Below are 14,787 nucleotides of genomic sequence, written 5' to 3' on the forward strand. Positions count from 1 at the left end.
GAGCAGGGGACAGGGAACCCAGCTTCACTGTGTTCACCCCAGCCGGGGCGGGCCGGCACGCTCAATAAAGCGTTCCACTCCAACGATTAGATTCAACTCTTCCAGGCCAGGCAGCAGCTCAGATAGCAGCCAGGCCCAGCAAGATGTGTTGATGCCCTCACCAACGCCGAAAACCAAGGGCGGTGATTCGGAGGAAGGACGCATCCTGCCCAGCCTCAATGACCTGGCTGCGGCCAGCCTGGAGCTGGTTCACGACGCCATCCTGCTGATCGAGGCGACCAGCGGTGCGTTGATCGAGGCCAATCCAGCCGCCCGCCGGTTGCTTGACAGCGGCTCGGGTGGACCAGGCGTCGCCAGCTCGAATCCCGCCGCCCCGGCGGATCCTGCGGTGCTGTCAGCTCTGCTGGCTCAGCTGCCGCCGCTGAGCCAGCTGCGGCAGCAACCCATGGGCCGCGCCGTGGCCCTGTGGACGGCAGCGGATCCAGGTCTGCCTGTGGAGCTGACCTATCGGCTGCAGGGCCTGGAGAGCGACAGCGGCTCTCTGGACGTGCTGCTGCTTGTGCTGCATCAGCCCCAGCCGCCGCTGGGGTCTCCGCCGGTCGTGCAGCTGCAGCACCTGAACGATCTGCTGAACGAAGCCGAACGGCAATCCCACATCGGCAGCTGGGAGCATGTGCACGCCACCGATGCGCTGGTCTGCTCCAGGGAGGCCCGCCGGATCTGGGGACTGGAGGACAGCGGCGATGAAACCTTGCGCTTCGCCAGCCTGCTGGCCCGGCTCGACCCCGACGATCAGACCAGGCTGCTGCACGCCTATGAACGAGCCATCCAGATCGGCGATCCGTTCCAGGTGGATTACCACCTGCAGCTGCCCCATGGCCCCCGCAGGACCCTGCGGCAGCAGGGCGAGACCGACTACGCCGTGAACGGCGAGCCGCTGCACACGGTCGGCACGCTGCAGGACATCACTGAGATCAACGCCCTGCAGGACCAGCTCGAGCAGGCCGCCTATACCGATCCGCTCACCGGACTGCCGAACAAGGCCGCCAGCCTGCGCCATCTCGAGCAGCTGCTGAAGGGGCGGCCCTACAACCAGTGCATCGGCCTGATCAACCTCGATCTCGACAGCTTCCAGTCGATCAACGACAGCTTTGGACCGGAGGCCGGCAACCACCTGCTCTCCGCCATGGCGATGTGGCTGCGCAACCGGCTGGAGCCCGACGACTGGATCGCTCGACTGGGCAGCGATGAATTCCTGGTGATCCGCGGCAACGGAACCAACTCCCTGGGAGATGCGGTGGCCCTGGCCAAGGAACTGCAGCAGTCGTTGATCCAGACGGCCCAGCTGGCCCCGCTGCTGCCGGTGCAACCCAGCGCCTGCTTCGGCGTGAGCACCTGCCCCGAACACGGCATCGACCCCCATCTGCTGCTGCAGGCCGCCAACACCGCCCTGATGGAGGCCAAGCGCAGGGGCAGGAACCAGCTGCACCCCTATTCGACCAGCCTCAGCACCCGCATCCGCGAACAACTGGATCTGGAGATGCAGCTCAGCCATGCCGTGGAGCGCCAGCAGCTGCGGCTGGTGTATCAGCCCCAGGTGGATGGGGAGGGGCGGCTGATCGGCGCCGAAGCCCTGGTGCGCTGGTTCAAGACGCCCGCGACCTGCGTACCCCCGGATCAGTTCATCCCCCTGGCGGAGCGCTCGGGCCAGATCCACGCAATCGGCGCCTGGGTGGTGGAGGAAGCCTGCCGGCAGCTGCGGCAGTGGGACCTGCAGGGCCTGAGGCTGCCGCTGCTGGCCGTGAATGTGTCCGGCGTGCAACTGGAGCCGCAGGACCCACCCCTGGAGGCGGCCCTGGCAGCGGCCCTGGCACGGCATGCCATTCCCCCGCAGCGGATCGAGCTGGAGATCACGGAAACCGCCCTGATCAGCAATCCCCAGCAAGCGCGCCAGCAGCTGCAGCAACTGGCCCATCAGGGATTTCGCCTGGCCATCGACGACTTCGGCACCGACTTCTCCTCCCTGGAGACCCTGCACGCCCTTGCGCTCAACAAGCTCAAGATCGATCGCTGTTTCATCAACGCCCTCGAGACCGACCTCACCGATCAGGTGATCGTGCGCGCCACGCTGTCGATGGCGCGGGAGCTGGGGCTGGAGACCCTGGCCGAAGGCGTGGAGACGGCTCAGCAGTGGCAGCTGCTCAAGCAGCTGGGCTGCTCCAGCTTCCAGGGGTATTTCTTCGATCGCCCCCTGACGGCAGAGGCCTTTGCACAACGGCTGCTCGAGCCCCTCACCCCCTCCGCGCAGACCGCTTGAGCCCGGCGCAGACCGCCGGCTCGACCTGAATCGCGGGCAACCTTGCGAAGAAATGCTCCAGGACGTACCAAGCTGTGTCCCTCGTCAAACTGGCCGTAGCTGAAAGCCTTGGCCTGACTACAGTGGATGGATTCGGCACCGGGGAGGCTGGCTCGGGGTGACCATGGTCGGGCCTCAAGCGTCGTCGAATCCGCACGATCCCCTGCGAACCAAGGTCCCTCTGGTCCTCAGGGCCAGCGGCCCAGCGACCGAGAACCCTACCGACGAGCCGGCGGATCCATTCATCCCCCGCGCCCTCAGCCTCGCTGATGTGTTCCGCTACGCCCCGGAGGTCAGTGGCGACGACTACGTGCTGTTCGATCCCATAGCGCTCCGCTTCCTCGACTGCAACCGTTCCGCCCACGAACGGCTTCAGTACAGCCGGGAGGAATTTCTCGCCCTCGACCCCGCCGAGATCCAGGCCAACCACAACGAGGGCTGCGTCTGGCTCGCCAAACTGGCGGCCCGGATGCTGCAGGAAGGGCATGGCAGCTTTGCCTCCCTTCACCGCAGCAAAACAGGGCTGATCCGCAACGTGACCGTACGGTTTCTGCGGGTGCAGGTGGATCAGCAACCGATCATCCTGCAGGCCTTTCTGGATCAGACCGAGCAGGGGGAGATCAGCTGGAAGCTCGCCCAGATGAACCGGCAGCTGAACGAAGCCGAAGAGATCAGCCACATCGGCAGCTGGGAGCTGATTCATGCCAGCGGTCATCTGAGCTGGTCAGATGAGACCTTCCGGATCTTCGAAGTCGATCCCAACGCCCCGCCCAACACCTACAAAAACTTCCTGACGCTGGTCCATCCTGACGATCGCAGGGCCGTGGACGCCGCCTATCAGAAGGCCCTCCTGAGCGGCAATGCCTATCGCATCCAGCATCGCCTGCTCTTCCCGGATGGACGCGAGAAACACGTGCTCGAGCGGGGCAAAACCACCTACGACAACCGGGGATGGCCGCTGACCACGATCGGCACCGTACAGGACGTGACCACCATGCACGAACTCGAGCGCCAGCTCGAGGATGCCGCCTACCGTGATTCACTCACCGATCTGCCCAACAAAGCCGCGACGCTGCGCCATCTGGAAGGGCTTCTGCAAAGCAAGACTTACAACGAATCCATCGCCCTGATCAATCTGGATCTCGATCAGTTCGATTCGGTCAACGAGACCTTCGGGCCCGAGGTCGGCAACCGGGTGCTCTGCTCCACCGCTCTGACGCTACGCGATTTGCTGCAGCCGGACGATTGGGTGGCCAGGCTGGGCAGCGACGAATTCCTGGTGATCCGCCATCGCGGCATCACCTCGCTGGGGGCGGCGGTCGAACTGGGGCACGCACTGCAGAGCAAGCTTGCGTCAGGCAGGCTCGTGGGCCAGACCCTGCCGGTGCAGCCCACCGCCTGCGTCGGCGTGAGCAGCTGCCCGGAGCATGGGAGTGATGCCCACACGTTGCTTCAGTGCGCCAATTCAGCCCTGATGGAAGCCAAGCGCCGTGGCCGCAACCAGATGCAGGCCTATTCCACAACTGTGAGCCAGCGACTGCGGGCCAGGCTGGAGATGGAAACCCAGCTGGAGCATGCCGTGGAACGGGGGCAGCTGCGCCTGCTCTACCAACCCCAGGTGGATGGGGAGGGGGTGATCGTGGGCGCCGAAGCCCTGGTGCGCTGGACCAATCACCAGGGGGTGACCATTCCTCCCGACACATTCATTCCACTCGCGGAGCAGACCGGCCAGATCCATGCGATCGGGGCCTGGGTGATCGAAGCAGCCTTCGCCCAGATCCTCAGCTGGCAGAACCAGGGACTGATCGTGCCGCCGATCGCCGTGAACGTCTCAGCCGTGCAACTCGAACCCCGCCTTCCCTCCCTGCCGGACACCGTGCGCTCAGCCATGCAGCGGCATGGCCTGGCAGCCAGGCAGGTGGAACTGGAAATCACCGAAACGGCCCTGATGGCCTATCCCAAGGAAGCGGCGGAACAGCTGAACGCTTTGACAGCAATGGGCTTCAAGCTGGCCATCGATGATTTCGGTACCGGCTACTCCTCTCTGGCCACGCTGCATTCGCTGCATCTGAGCAAACTCAAGATCGATCGCTGCTTCGTGGACCGCCTTGAGCAGACGATCACCGATCGCGTGATCTTGCGCGCCACCATCAGCATGGCGCGCGAACTGGGCCTGCGCACCCTGGCCGAAGGCGTGGAAACCGAGCAGCAGTGGAACCTGCTTCAGGAGCTGGGTTGCGATCTGTTCCAGGGGTACCTGTTCGATCGGCCCCTGCCCCCGGAGCAGTTCGCCAGCAAGTTGAAGGGCACCGCCGGTTGAACGACGGTGCCGAGCAGGCCTGCACGCACCAAGGCCCCTTACCAGCGGACGCCGTGAAGCTTCGGCAGGGGAGCGGTGCGGGAGGTGGTGGCGAACAGCCGGGGGATGTCATGGCTGTTGTAGACACGGAACTCCCGGACCACGCTGGCCCCCTCGTCGCGAACGGCCTGGTTGATCACCACTGAGCCATTGGGGTCCGAGACGGAACGGTGGAAGGTACCGGGGGGAATGCGGAGAATGTCGCCTCCGGTCTGCAAGCGCACGATGTGGAACGGATAGTTCCAGCCCAGGTTGACCAGATAGAAGGTGCGGCCGCCGTGCAGGGCGAGCAGGTTGTCCTCCTGGTGGGGATGCAGATAGAACTGCCAGGCGCCGGTCTCAGGATCATCCGGTGGGCTGATCGCCGGGCCGCTGTGAACCACCAGATCGCGGGCATTGGAGGTGGGCACGGTGATGTCGTAAAAGCGCACCGCCGGCGTATCGCGGAAGCGCTCGTAGGGAATCATTTCGAACATCGGCGCCGGCCTCGGCGCTGATCGTTCACGCTCCTGCTGCAGGGGCAGAGGGGAGGGATGGGCTGCCGCGGAGAGGGGGGTGGCGGTCATGGCAGGAGATCCGTATCGGACGGATCAAGGGCTGAGTGACTCCAGTGAACCGAACCGTTGGCCCCCTGGAACGTGGGCGTCACTACGGAATGCCGCCCAGCCTCGTCCAGTTCGGGCATTGACACCAGCCTGGCAACTGACGCTCCAACCAAGGCAAGCGGGGGAGAAGGACTCGCAGAATGCGGAGTGGTCGTCGGGGGACACCAGCCATGCAGCGCAGAGTCCCTGAGGGCCAGAACGACAACATTCCGCAGAGTTGAACCCGCAGATGACCACACAACCCATGGCGGCGCCCTGGATCCGGCTGTCCCTCGCCCTGCCCCTGCTGACTCTGCTGCTGGGCTCGCCCGCCGCGAATGCTCAGCAGGCGATCCGTGGCGGCAAACCCACCGTTTCGGTGCCGAACTTCAAGAACACCGTGACACAGCCAGCCTGGTGGTGGCAGGGCCCTGTGGCGACGGATCTGGCCGCGGCACTGGCCAACGAATTGCAGGCCACCGGCACCCTGCAGGTGGTGGAGCGGCAGCAACTGCAGGAGGTGCTGTCAGAGCAGGAACTGACTGAGCTTGGCATTGTGCGCCAGGGCACGAATGCGGCACAGAAAGGGCGAATGACCGGGGCGCGCTACATCGTGCTTGGCACCGTGACCTCCTACGACTCAACGGTGGATAGCAAGAGCTCGGGCAGCAACTTCGGCCTGCTGGGCTTCGGCACTCGCAAACAGCAGCTCGAAACCAAGGACTACGTGGCGATCGATGTGCGAGTGGTCGACAGCACCAGCGGCGAGGTGGTGGGCCGTCGCACCGTTGAAGGACGGGCGAGCAATGTGAGCGAGGCGCGCGAATCAGGGGGGAGTCTCCTGCCGGCGGCCGGACTGGCTCTCTATCTGGCACCGAACATGGGGCGGACAGGCCAGGCACTCACCGGCGCCGCAGGCACATTGAATTTCGGCAACAACAGCAGCGAAACACAACGCACACCGGCGGCGAAAGCGATCCGTGCGGCACTTGTGGAAGCCTCGGATTACGTGAGTTGCCTGCTGGTGCCTCAGGGAGACTGCATGGCCCGCTATGAGTCTCAGGACTTCGAGCGACGCCAGCGCACCCGGGGCACGCTGCAGCTGGAGTGATTGCCGGACAAGCAAGGCATCGGGCAGGCGGGAAGCAGGACAGGCGCCACTGCAACCCGCCGCCCTTCGGAGTCAAGCCGATTGGCGGCTCAATCCTCGTCGTCCGTGCTGCCGACCGGCACCAGGCGGATCTGCTTGCGGCCAAGCTTGATCTCAAATTCGTCGCCAGGCTGGAGATCGAGCATGGCGGTGTAGGCCTTGCCCACCAGGAGGTTGCCGTTGAACTGCACCTTGGTGATGTAGCTCAGCTTGCGGCCGCCTTTGCCCACGCCTTTGCTGCCGCCGTCGCCGAGGCTGACGCCCTTGGCTTCCAGCAGAGCTTCGTAGAAAGCGGTGAAGTTCAGCCGCTCGCTGCCGTCTTTCTTGGTGCTGACGTAGCCGCAGCTGCGGACCAGTTCGGATTTGGAGACATCGCCCAGTTCCTTGACCTTGGCGAGTAGATCGGATCCCGTGAGCATTGGGTCGATGTGATGAACTCACCAAACATAGCGGGTCATCGTCATTCAGGCCGCCACGGAGGCCCTACACGATGCGACCGACTACCTGGCGGGGCGTTCATGCCGACCCGTGGTGGGATCGAGCCACTCCGCCAGAACGGCCAGCGGAATCATCGGCAGCATCGGCAATGCACAGATCCACCACTCCGTCATGCCCAACGGTGCCGTTCCGAAGAAGGCGTTCATCCAGCCGAGCTGACTGAACACCACCTGGAACAGCAAAGCCAGACCCAGGCCCAGCATCAACACCGGTGACAGGGTGAACTGTTGCCAGCCATGACGGATCCAGCGCATCGGTTGCTTGCCGATCTGGGAGATGCTCAGCAGATACACCACCTGCGACAGCACCAATCCCTGGATCGCCATGGTGCGCGACAGCGCCAGAGAGCCGCCCTGCGCCTGTCCCCAGGAGAAGAGCGAGAAGATCAGCGCCCAGTTGAACAGGGAGATCAGCAGCACCCGCTGGATCAGGGCGGCGGTGAGCATCGGCTGGCCCGGTGGCCGGGGGGGCTGCTGCATCAGCAGGGGCGCCTTGGGCTCGAAGGCCAGCGGCACCGACATCAGCAGGGCGTTGATCATGTTCAGCCAGAGCACCTGCAGCGCCGTGACCGGTAGCTCCAGGCCGAACAGGGCCGCAAACAGGATCGTCATCGAGGCGCCTCCATTCACGGGCAGCACGAAGGCCAGGGTCTTGCGCAGATTGAGCGCGATCGCGCGCCCCTCCTCCACCGCCGCTTCAATCGAGGCGAAGTTGTCGTCGGTGAGCAGCATGTCGGCGGCTTCGCGGGCCACCTCGGTGCCGCCGCGGCCCATGGCGATACCGATATCGGCCTGTTTGAGGGCAGGGGCATCGTTGACGCCATCGCCCGTCATCGCCACCACGGCACCACCGGCCTGCAGGGCCCGCACCAGGGCCAGCTTCTGGATCGGAGCCACGCGGGCGAAGACATCGGTGTCGCCCACACAGGCCGCCAGTTGCTCGGGGCTCATCGCCTCCAGCTCTCGCCCCTCCAGGGCCCGCACCTCAGACCCCTGCCCCTCGGCTGCGGGCCGGCCCAGGCCGATCTGACGGGCGATCGAACGGGCGGTTTCGAGGTGATCCCCCGTGATCATCTTCACGGTGATGCCGGCGGCCTGACAGGCCGCCACCGCCTGGATCGCCTCCGGACGGGGCGGATCGAGCATGCCCTGCATCCCCAGGAACACCAGATCGGCAGCCACGTCGTGGGGTTCGAGCCGCGTCTGGCGCGGTTCGGCCCGCCCCACCGCAAAGGCCAGCACCCGCTGACCGCGGCCGGCCATGGCCGAGACCACCGCCTCGATCGTGGGCGCCACGAGCGGTTGCTCGCGGCCATCGGCCCCCAGCTGGTGGCTGCAGCGGGCCAGCACGGTTTCCACCGATCCCTTCACCAGGATCCGCTGATTGCCGTGCAGGGTGGCCATGAACTGCTGCTCCGCCGCAAAGGGAATGGCATCGCGGCGCGGATGGCGATCGAGGGAGCGGTCCCGATCCAATCCGGCGACCTGGGCCGCCACCAGCAGAGCGGTCTCGGTGGGATCCCCCAGCAGAGTCTGATCGTGGCTGGGGCGGGCGTCGTTACAGAGAAGACCCGCCAGCAGGGTTTCGCGCAGGGCCACGTTGGCGGCGAGGGGATCGGCCGCATCAGGCTCGGGGGCTTCGGGCCAGAGCTCCTCCAGCCGCAGCACCACCCCTCCGGCGTACACCTCCCGCACCGTCATCCGGTTCTGGGTGAGGGTGCCGGTCTTGTCGGAGCAGATCACCGTGGTGCTGCCCAGGGCTTCCACCGCCGGCAGCTTGCGGATGATCGCGTTGCGGCGGGCCATCCGGTTCACCCCGATCGCCAGGGTGATGGTCACGATCGCCGGCAGTTCCTCCGGAATCGCCCCCACCGCCAGGGCCACCGCGCCGTCGAACATCTCGGCCGGAGCACGGCCCCGCAGCAGTCCCACCAGGAAGGTGAGCAGGGCCAGCACCAGGATGAACCGCAGGATCGTGGTGCTGAAGCGGGCGAACTGCCGCGTCAGCGGCGTGCTCAGGTTCACCTGCTCCTGCAGCGAGGTGGAGATGCGTCCCACCTCGGTGGCATCGGCCGTGGCCACCACCAGGCCCTCGCCCTGGCCAGCGGTGATGAAACTGCCGGCATAGGTCATGCCGCTGCGCTCCGCCAGGGGGGTGTCCAGGGGCGCGGCGGCCGTGCCCTTGACCACGGGCCGGGATTCGCCGGTGAGGGCGGATTCATCGACCCGCAACGCACGGGACTGCAGCAGGCGCAGGTCGGCCGGCACCTTGTCGCCGGCCTCGAGCTGCACCAGGTCACCGGTCACCAGCTGCTCGGAGGGCAGACGCCGGGGCTGGCCGCCGCGGATCACGGTCACCTCTGTACGCACCGCGCGCGCCAGGGCGGCGATGGCGGTTTCGGCCCGGCTCTCCTGCACGTAGCCGATCACGGCATTGATCAGGGTGACGCTCCAGATCACCAGGGCTTCGCGCGGATCACCGATCAGCGCCTTGATCGCCCCCACCGCCAGCAGGGTGTAGAGCAGCGGATCGTGGAACTGGCCCAGGAAGCGCAACCAGGCCGGCTGACCGCCGCGGCTGGTGAGCGTGTTGGGTCCCTGGCGCCGCAGCCGCGCCTCCGCCTCATGGGCCGTGAGGCCAGCGGTGGGATCACTGTCGAGGCTGGCCAGCAGCTCCGGGCCGGCGCGGGCATGGGAATCGGCCAGGGCATCGGCCGGGTGGGCCTGGCGTCCCGAAAGAGCGGACGGCAGCGTGCTCATCGGGATCAGGCAGGTGCCCGAACCCTATCGATCAGGCGCTGCGGGAGGAACGGACACGGGACTGGGCGCCTCGATGGTCTTGACGACCCTCTGGGGGAAGGGAATCTCGATGCCCGCCGCGTCAAAAGCCTTCCAGACCGCCATATTCACCTCGCTGCAGATCGACACGTTGTCCATCGGATTGGCGATCCAGAAACGCAGGGCATAATCGATCGACGATTCGCCATAAGCCAGCACCAGCGCCTTGGGCGGCGGCGAGGGCAACACACGCGCCTGGGCACGGGCCGTGGCCTCCAGCAGCGCCACCACCTGCTCGGGATCATGGCGATAGGCCGCTCCCACACTGACCTGGGAGCGCCGCATCCGATCGCTGCCGGTGTAGGTCGTGGTGGTACTGGTGAAGAAGGTCTGGTTGGGGATGACCAGCTCGGCGTTGTCGCGGTCGCGCCAGAGCACCGCCGCCCGCAGACCGAGGCTACGCACCTCGCAGGGATCCCCATCGATGAACAGCACTGCACCGGGCCGCACCGACCCCTCGAACAGCAGCCAGAGGCCGCTGACGAAATTGGAGAACACCTCCTTGATGCCGAAGCCCAGCCCCACCGAGAGCCCGCCGGCGATCGCCAGGATCGCCGTGGCGTTGAGCCCGAGATGGCTGCAGACCCAGACCACGCCGATCGCCACCACGAGGTAGCGGAACAGCAACTGCACGGCACGGCGACTGCCCTCATCGATCTCGAGCACCTTCTTGACCAACAGGGCCAGGGCCGCAGCCAGAGGGCCTGAGCCCACCACCACCAGATAGAGGATCACCAGCGCCAGAAACAGCCTGCTCAGATCCAGCGGCACTCCGAACCAGGTGCCGACTGAGATCAGCGCCAGGTCGTCGAGGGTGTCGAGTTGGTCGATCAGGGCTATCCCCGCCAGCAGCAGAAAAGCCGGACGAATCAGACGACTCTGCAGCTGATGCAGGAGTCCGGAGGGGAGCACCTTCGTCAGCAGGAGCTGCAGCAGATCCAGGCCGAACCAGGCTGCACGCAGCTGCAGCAGAAGCAGGGCCAACCCGTAGGGCTGACCAGCCCAGGCCAGCAGGCCAGTTCCCAGACCGATCAGAGCCAGGGTGAGGGGCAGAAGCAGAGGAACCAGAGGAGAGCGGCGGCGCAACCGCCTTCGCAACAGATGCAGCCCCACCAGGGGCAGGAGCGCCAGCAACATCTGGCCCAGCACGGAGGGCCGCTCGAGATAACCGAACCAGCCGAAGAAATCCTGCAGCAACTGCATCATCGGCTGGCCTGGAGGGAAGGCAGAGGCCGGAGATCGCGGATCAGGGCCTCGGTGGCCGCCTCAGGGCTGAGGGCACCGAACACCAGCTGCACCAGGGTCTGGGCCAGCGCCTCCAGACGGGGATCGCCTGCATGGAGCAGATCCAGCAGCGGCTCTGTGGCATTCGATTGGCGCTGGGATTCCACCAGCGCCTCCAGGGTCGAGGAGCTGCTCACCGGTGGCGGCACGAACCGGTTCACCGGCAGCAGGGAAAAGGTGCCGATCGTCATGCTGCGCTGAATCAGGGGATTGATCGCAAAGCTCGCCATCGCCTTGGCAATCCGGCGCTGATCCGGGCTGGAGCCCTTGCCGAGCACCATCACCCGCTCCCGCGAAATCGGGGTGGGCTCACCGCCGAGGCCGGATGGCATGGTCGCGACCCCCAGCCGCGGACCCAGCTGGCGCTGGAGGGTCGAGAAGTTGGTGCTGCTGCAGCTGATCCAGTCGAGCCGGTCGTGGAGGAAGTCGTCCAGCACCTGCCCCTGATCGGCATAGAAGGTGACCCGCTGCTGCAGGCTGGCGGACTGCAACCAGCGCAGCCAGCCCAGCAGCCGCTGGCGCAGCTCCGGCTGGAGTGGTTTGCCCCGCATCACCGTCACGAGAGCCTGATTGGCACCGAGGGCACCGGCCGTCCAATAGATGTTGATCGGATTGGTGGCCAGCCCCACCCGCAGGCCCTCTGCACTGGCCTGCAGCAGCTCCTCGAGAGTGGCTGGACTGGTCTTCACCTTGCTGCGGTTGAAGCAGATCACCTCTGGGAAATACAAGAGAGGCACGCCGCTCAGCCGCCCATTCGGCAGTCGCAGGCGAGCAAGGGATGCCGGATGGAACTGCTGCTGTTCCTGCGTCGTCAGCTGCACAGAGTCGGAGAGGCCCATCGCATGCAGATCACCGGCGATCAGTCCACTGGCCACCAGCAGGTCAGGACCGAGACCGCTGCGCACCCTGGCTTTCAGTTTCGGGATGACGCTGTCACTGCGGAACAACTGTACCTGCACCGTCACGCCGGGATGAACGGTGCGGAATGCATTGGTGAGACTTTGTACCCGTTTGTTCAGATCCCCATAGGCCTCAGGGTTGAGGATGCGGTCCGGGTCGATCACGATTCCCATGTAGAGGGTGCCCCTCAGCGGCGGACCGGACACCGACTCCAGGCTCTCCAGGGCCATGCCCTGCAGCTTCGAGCGCAGCGCAGGGCTGGCGGAATCGGCATCCCTGCCGAGCCACTGCACCGCGCTCTTCAGCGACCAGCCCCCGATCACCAGCAGCAACAACGCCAGGGGCAGGGCCACAGGGGAATGGTGCCGGAGCCACAGCTGCAAGCGTCGCTTCTGCCAAGGCCGCTCAGCCATCCGTCAGGTGCCCACCCGCGTGGCCCGCAGTTCGAGCACCGTGGGCCCGACCCAGTAGCTACCGGGATCGGAGCGTGCCGCCGCCATTTCCGCCACCGCCTCCTCGGCATCGGCCTCACTCCAGCGGCCCTGGCGGATCAGCTCCTCGCCGTAGAGGCTCACGAACCGCTCCATCCATTGAGACCAGCCATCGCCGCCACGTCCCAGCACCGGCAGGGGCCGCAGATCGTCGATGCGGAAGCCACGGCTCACCAACAGGGCCGGCAGGCGCCGGTTGACATCCTCATCGCCACCGGCCTCGCGGAAGCTGGCCCGCACGGCCCTGCCGAAGCGGTCCACGGCCTCGCCATAGGGATGAAGGGCGAACGTGTCCCAGTGCATGTATTCATGGGCCACGAAGCGGCCGCCCGGCCTCAGCCCCTCCCCGACCAGGGCCAGAAAGGGTTCCAGCCGGGGGAGGAACATGGCCAGCCAGCGGCTCCAGGCCAGATCGAAGCTGCCGGCCTCCCGCCCCCAGTCGAACGGGCCATCGCCGGCGAGATCGTGGCGGCGCACCTCCAGCTGCGCGAGGTTGGCGGCAGCCGCCGCCGCACGGGCGTGGTCCACGTAGGTGTCGCTGTGCTCCAGCGCCAGCACCCGCCCTTTCGCCCCCACCGCCCGGGCAAGCTCCACACTGCAGAAGCCCGGTCCTGCCCCCAGATCGAGCACCCGTTGACCCGGTGCCAGCTGGGCCCTCTCCCAGGCCGCCTGGGCCAGGGGCAACCAGACCTCATGCTGCAGGCGCAGCCGCTCCCGCTCGGGTGGCTCGGTTCCGAGCACGTAGGCGCCTGAGGCCACGCGGGTCAGTCCTCGGGGTAGAGCAGCGAGGCCAGTTCGTCGGGATCGACGTCGTAGACGCGGGCGAGGGTGGTTTCGATGGCGCTGGTCACCACATCGGGCAGGAAGCGCATCGCATTCAGGGCATCGTCGGCGATGTCCTCGGTGAGCAGGGGCTCACCACCGAGCTTCTCGTCGTTGATGACGGCCATCACCCAGCTCTGGTAGGCGGTCACCAGATCGGCGAACTCGAGCTCCGGGTCGTTGAGATCCAGGGGCATCAGGCGTCTCCAGGGACGTTGCCTCTGCAGTTTGCCCGCTGGCGGCGACCTTGGCGGGAGGATGGGCCGATGGCTTCCGATTCCCAGGCCTCAGCTGCGGCGCTGCAGGCCACCCTGTTCGACTTCGCCATCGCCGAACTGGTGCGTCAGCACCGCCAGAGCTTTGCGCCCCTCTGGACCCGCGACAGCTGGGCGAAGCTGCTGATCTGGCTGGCGCTCAACTGCGGCTCCGGCCGCGAGCGCGATGACCTGGAGGCCTTCGCTGCCGCCCTGGGGCCGGTGCTCACCCGCCGGATGCGGCGCCTGTTCTTCGAGCGGGAGCTGGAGGATCTCGGTCTGCAGGTGATGGCGGACCCGGCCGAGCAGCAGGTGCTGGTGCTGCCCCTGACGGGCGAGGGGCCGGTGGATCAGCAGCTGGCGGCAGCGGCCCTGGAGCAGCTGGGCCTGAGAGAGCGGGTGGTGGAGCCGGAGCGCTGGCAGGCCCTGGAGGCCGTGCTGGCGGTGCCCTGGGCCCAGAATGGGAACGGACACGCCGCCGGCAGCGCGGCCGGCACGGACGGCACGGCTGGAGAAGGCCCATGCGCCTGATCGCCTCTTACCGGAATGCCGGATACGAAGCCCTCGCCGATGGGGTGATCGCCTTCTTCGATCGCCGCCCCGACCTGCACCGCCGCGGTGTGGCCTTCTCCTCAGGTGGCGCAGAGGGTCGGAGCGCAGAAGGGCAGGGCGCGGCAGCGGCCGGCGGCGACCAGGAGCCCGACAAGATCTCCACCGACATCAGCCTGGTGGCCATCGACCGCAGCGATCCGGAGGCCTTTGCCCTCGCGGAGGTGATCGTGCGCGGCGTGACCGCCGGTCTGAACCAGTACCTGAAAGAGCGTCCCTTGCTGCGCCAGTGCTGCCCGGAGCAGGCCCTGTTCGTCAACCCGATCTTCAACCTGCAGCGCTACGCCCCCGGGGAAGGCTTCAGGAGCTGGCACTGCGACTGGACCTTGAGCGAGGAGGCCACCGAGCCGAATCGCCGCGTGCTCGCCTGGATCCTCTATGGCAACAGCCTGCCGGAGGGGGGCACCGAGTTCCACTGGCAGGAGCACCACGAGGAGGCCGAGCGGGGCAAGCTCGTGATCTTTCCGGCCGGGCTCTCCCACATTCACCGGGGGCGGGTGAGTCACACCCATACCAAAACGATCGCCACCGGCTGGATCAATGCGGGTCGGCTCGAGGATTACCTGGCGAGGCTCGCGACAGGCTGAGCTGGGGCGCCGCCGAAGCAAGCGCAGGGACAGGGTCGCTTTGAGACCATGGGACC

The 14,787-nt window shown here is 66.5% G+C and carries 12 protein-coding genes; 5 read left to right on the forward strand and 7 right to left on the reverse strand.

Annotated features, from left to right (window positions below; genetic code table 11):
* Positions 1 to 151: 151 nt before the first annotated feature.
* Positions 152 to 2,317 (forward strand): bifunctional diguanylate cyclase/phosphodiesterase, encoded by a 2,166-nt coding sequence (locus H8F24_RS04190; RefSeq protein ID WP_197171077.1) that lies wholly within the window; start codon positions 152 to 154, stop codon positions 2,315 to 2,317.
* A gap of 163 nt (positions 2,318 to 2,480) precedes the next feature.
* Positions 2,481 to 4,676 carry a bifunctional diguanylate cyclase/phosphodiesterase gene (locus tag H8F24_RS04195; protein ID WP_197171079.1) on the forward strand — a complete coding sequence of 732 codons (2,196 nt, stop codon included), beginning with the start codon at positions 2,481 to 2,483 and terminating at the stop codon, positions 4,674 to 4,676.
* A gap of 38 nt (positions 4,677 to 4,714) precedes the next feature.
* Here the strand turns inward: H8F24_RS04195 and H8F24_RS04200 are convergent, their stop codons facing one another.
* Entirely contained in the window at positions 4,715 to 5,191 is a 477-nt protein-coding gene (locus tag H8F24_RS04200; protein WP_197159013.1) for a redox protein, read from the reverse strand.
* 358 nt (positions 5,192 to 5,549) lie between these two features.
* Here H8F24_RS04200 and H8F24_RS04205 point away from each other — a divergent pair, with 358 nt between their 5' ends.
* On the forward strand, positions 5,550 to 6,410 hold the full coding sequence (locus H8F24_RS04205; protein WP_197158199.1) for a CsgG/HfaB family protein: 861 nt from the start codon (positions 5,550 to 5,552) through the stop codon (positions 6,408 to 6,410).
* Positions 6,411 to 6,499: 89 nt separating this feature from the next.
* Here the strand turns inward: H8F24_RS04205 and H8F24_RS04210 are convergent, their stop codons facing one another.
* The 6 genes from H8F24_RS04210 to H8F24_RS04235 all read right to left on the reverse strand — a co-directional run bounded on the left by H8F24_RS04210 (position 6,500) and on the right by H8F24_RS04235 (position 13,478).
* Positions 6,500 to 6,868, reverse strand: coding sequence for an AbrB family transcriptional regulator (locus H8F24_RS04210; RefSeq protein ID WP_197158197.1), 369 nt, complete (start codon positions 6,866 to 6,868; stop codon positions 6,500 to 6,502).
* An 81-nt stretch (positions 6,869 to 6,949) separates the two neighbouring features.
* A complete protein-coding gene (locus tag H8F24_RS04215) occupies positions 6,950 to 9,706 on the reverse strand; it encodes an HAD-IC family P-type ATPase (protein ID WP_197171081.1) in 2,757 nt (918 codons plus the stop codon).
* Positions 9,707 to 9,730: 24 nt separating this feature from the next.
* Entirely contained in the window at positions 9,731 to 10,987 is a 1,257-nt protein-coding gene (locus tag H8F24_RS04220; protein WP_231598091.1) for a mechanosensitive ion channel family protein, read from the reverse strand.
* A complete protein-coding gene (locus H8F24_RS04225; RefSeq protein WP_197158191.1) occupies positions 10,987 to 12,381 on the reverse strand; it encodes an extracellular solute-binding protein in 1,395 nt (464 codons plus the stop codon). The genes H8F24_RS04220 and H8F24_RS04225 overlap by 1 nt, the downstream gene beginning before the upstream one ends.
* A gap of 3 nt (positions 12,382 to 12,384) precedes the next feature.
* On the reverse strand, positions 12,385 to 13,218 hold the full coding sequence (locus tag H8F24_RS04230; protein ID WP_197171085.1) for a methyltransferase domain-containing protein: 834 nt from the start codon (positions 13,216 to 13,218) through the stop codon (positions 12,385 to 12,387).
* A gap of 5 nt (positions 13,219 to 13,223) precedes the next feature.
* A complete protein-coding gene (locus tag H8F24_RS04235) occupies positions 13,224 to 13,478 on the reverse strand; it encodes a hypothetical protein (protein WP_197158187.1) in 255 nt (84 codons plus the stop codon).
* A gap of 69 nt (positions 13,479 to 13,547) precedes the next feature.
* Between H8F24_RS04235 and H8F24_RS04240 the strand changes: the two genes are divergently transcribed.
* The gene (locus H8F24_RS04240; RefSeq protein WP_197171087.1) at positions 13,548 to 14,066 is read left to right on the forward strand and encodes a protein phosphatase; all 519 of its coding nucleotides are present in this window, start codon (positions 13,548 to 13,550) and stop codon (positions 14,064 to 14,066) included.
* Entirely contained in the window at positions 14,057 to 14,731 is a 675-nt protein-coding gene (locus H8F24_RS04245; RefSeq protein ID WP_197158183.1) for a 2OG-Fe(II) oxygenase, read from the forward strand. Before H8F24_RS04240 ends, H8F24_RS04245 begins: the two co-directional genes overlap by 10 nt.
* The last annotated feature ends 56 nt before the right edge of the window (positions 14,732 to 14,787 follow it).

Source organism: Synechococcus sp. CBW1002 (genome assembly GCF_015840915.1).
In the GTDB taxonomy this organism is placed as follows: Bacteria; Cyanobacteriota; Cyanobacteriia; order PCC-6307; family Cyanobiaceae; genus CBW1002.

Bases quoted from the DNA above. Each gene is read 5' to 3' on its own strand.
- H8F24_RS04190 (WP_197171077.1), top strand. From the start codon at position 152: ATGCCCTCACCAACGCCGAAAACCAAGGGCGGTGATTCGGAGGAAGGA.
- H8F24_RS04195 (WP_197171079.1), top strand. From the start codon at position 2,481: ATGGTCGGGCCTCAAGCGTCGTCGAATCCGCACGATCCCCTGCGAACC.
- H8F24_RS04200 (WP_197159013.1), bottom strand. From the start codon at position 5,191: ATGTTCGAAATGATTCCCTACGAGCGCTTCCGCGATACGCCGGCGGTG.
- H8F24_RS04205 (WP_197158199.1), top strand. From the start codon at position 5,550: ATGACCACACAACCCATGGCGGCGCCCTGGATCCGGCTGTCCCTCGCC.
- H8F24_RS04210 (WP_197158197.1), bottom strand. From the start codon at position 6,868: ATGCTCACGGGATCCGATCTACTCGCCAAGGTCAAGGAACTGGGCGAT.
- H8F24_RS04215 (WP_197171081.1), bottom strand. From the start codon at position 9,706: ATGAGCACGCTGCCGTCCGCTCTTTCGGGACGCCAGGCCCACCCGGCC.
- H8F24_RS04220 (WP_231598091.1), bottom strand. From the start codon at position 10,987: ATGCAGTTGCTGCAGGATTTCTTCGGCTGGTTCGGTTATCTCGAGCGG.
- H8F24_RS04225 (WP_197158191.1), bottom strand. From the start codon at position 12,381: ATGGCTGAGCGGCCTTGGCAGAAGCGACGCTTGCAGCTGTGGCTCCGG.
- H8F24_RS04235 (WP_197158187.1), bottom strand. From the start codon at position 13,478: ATGCCCCTGGATCTCAACGACCCGGAGCTCGAGTTCGCCGATCTGGTG.
- H8F24_RS04240 (WP_197171087.1), top strand. From the start codon at position 13,548: ATGGCTTCCGATTCCCAGGCCTCAGCTGCGGCGCTGCAGGCCACCCTG.
- H8F24_RS04245 (WP_197158183.1), top strand. From the start codon at position 14,057: ATGCGCCTGATCGCCTCTTACCGGAATGCCGGATACGAAGCCCTCGCC.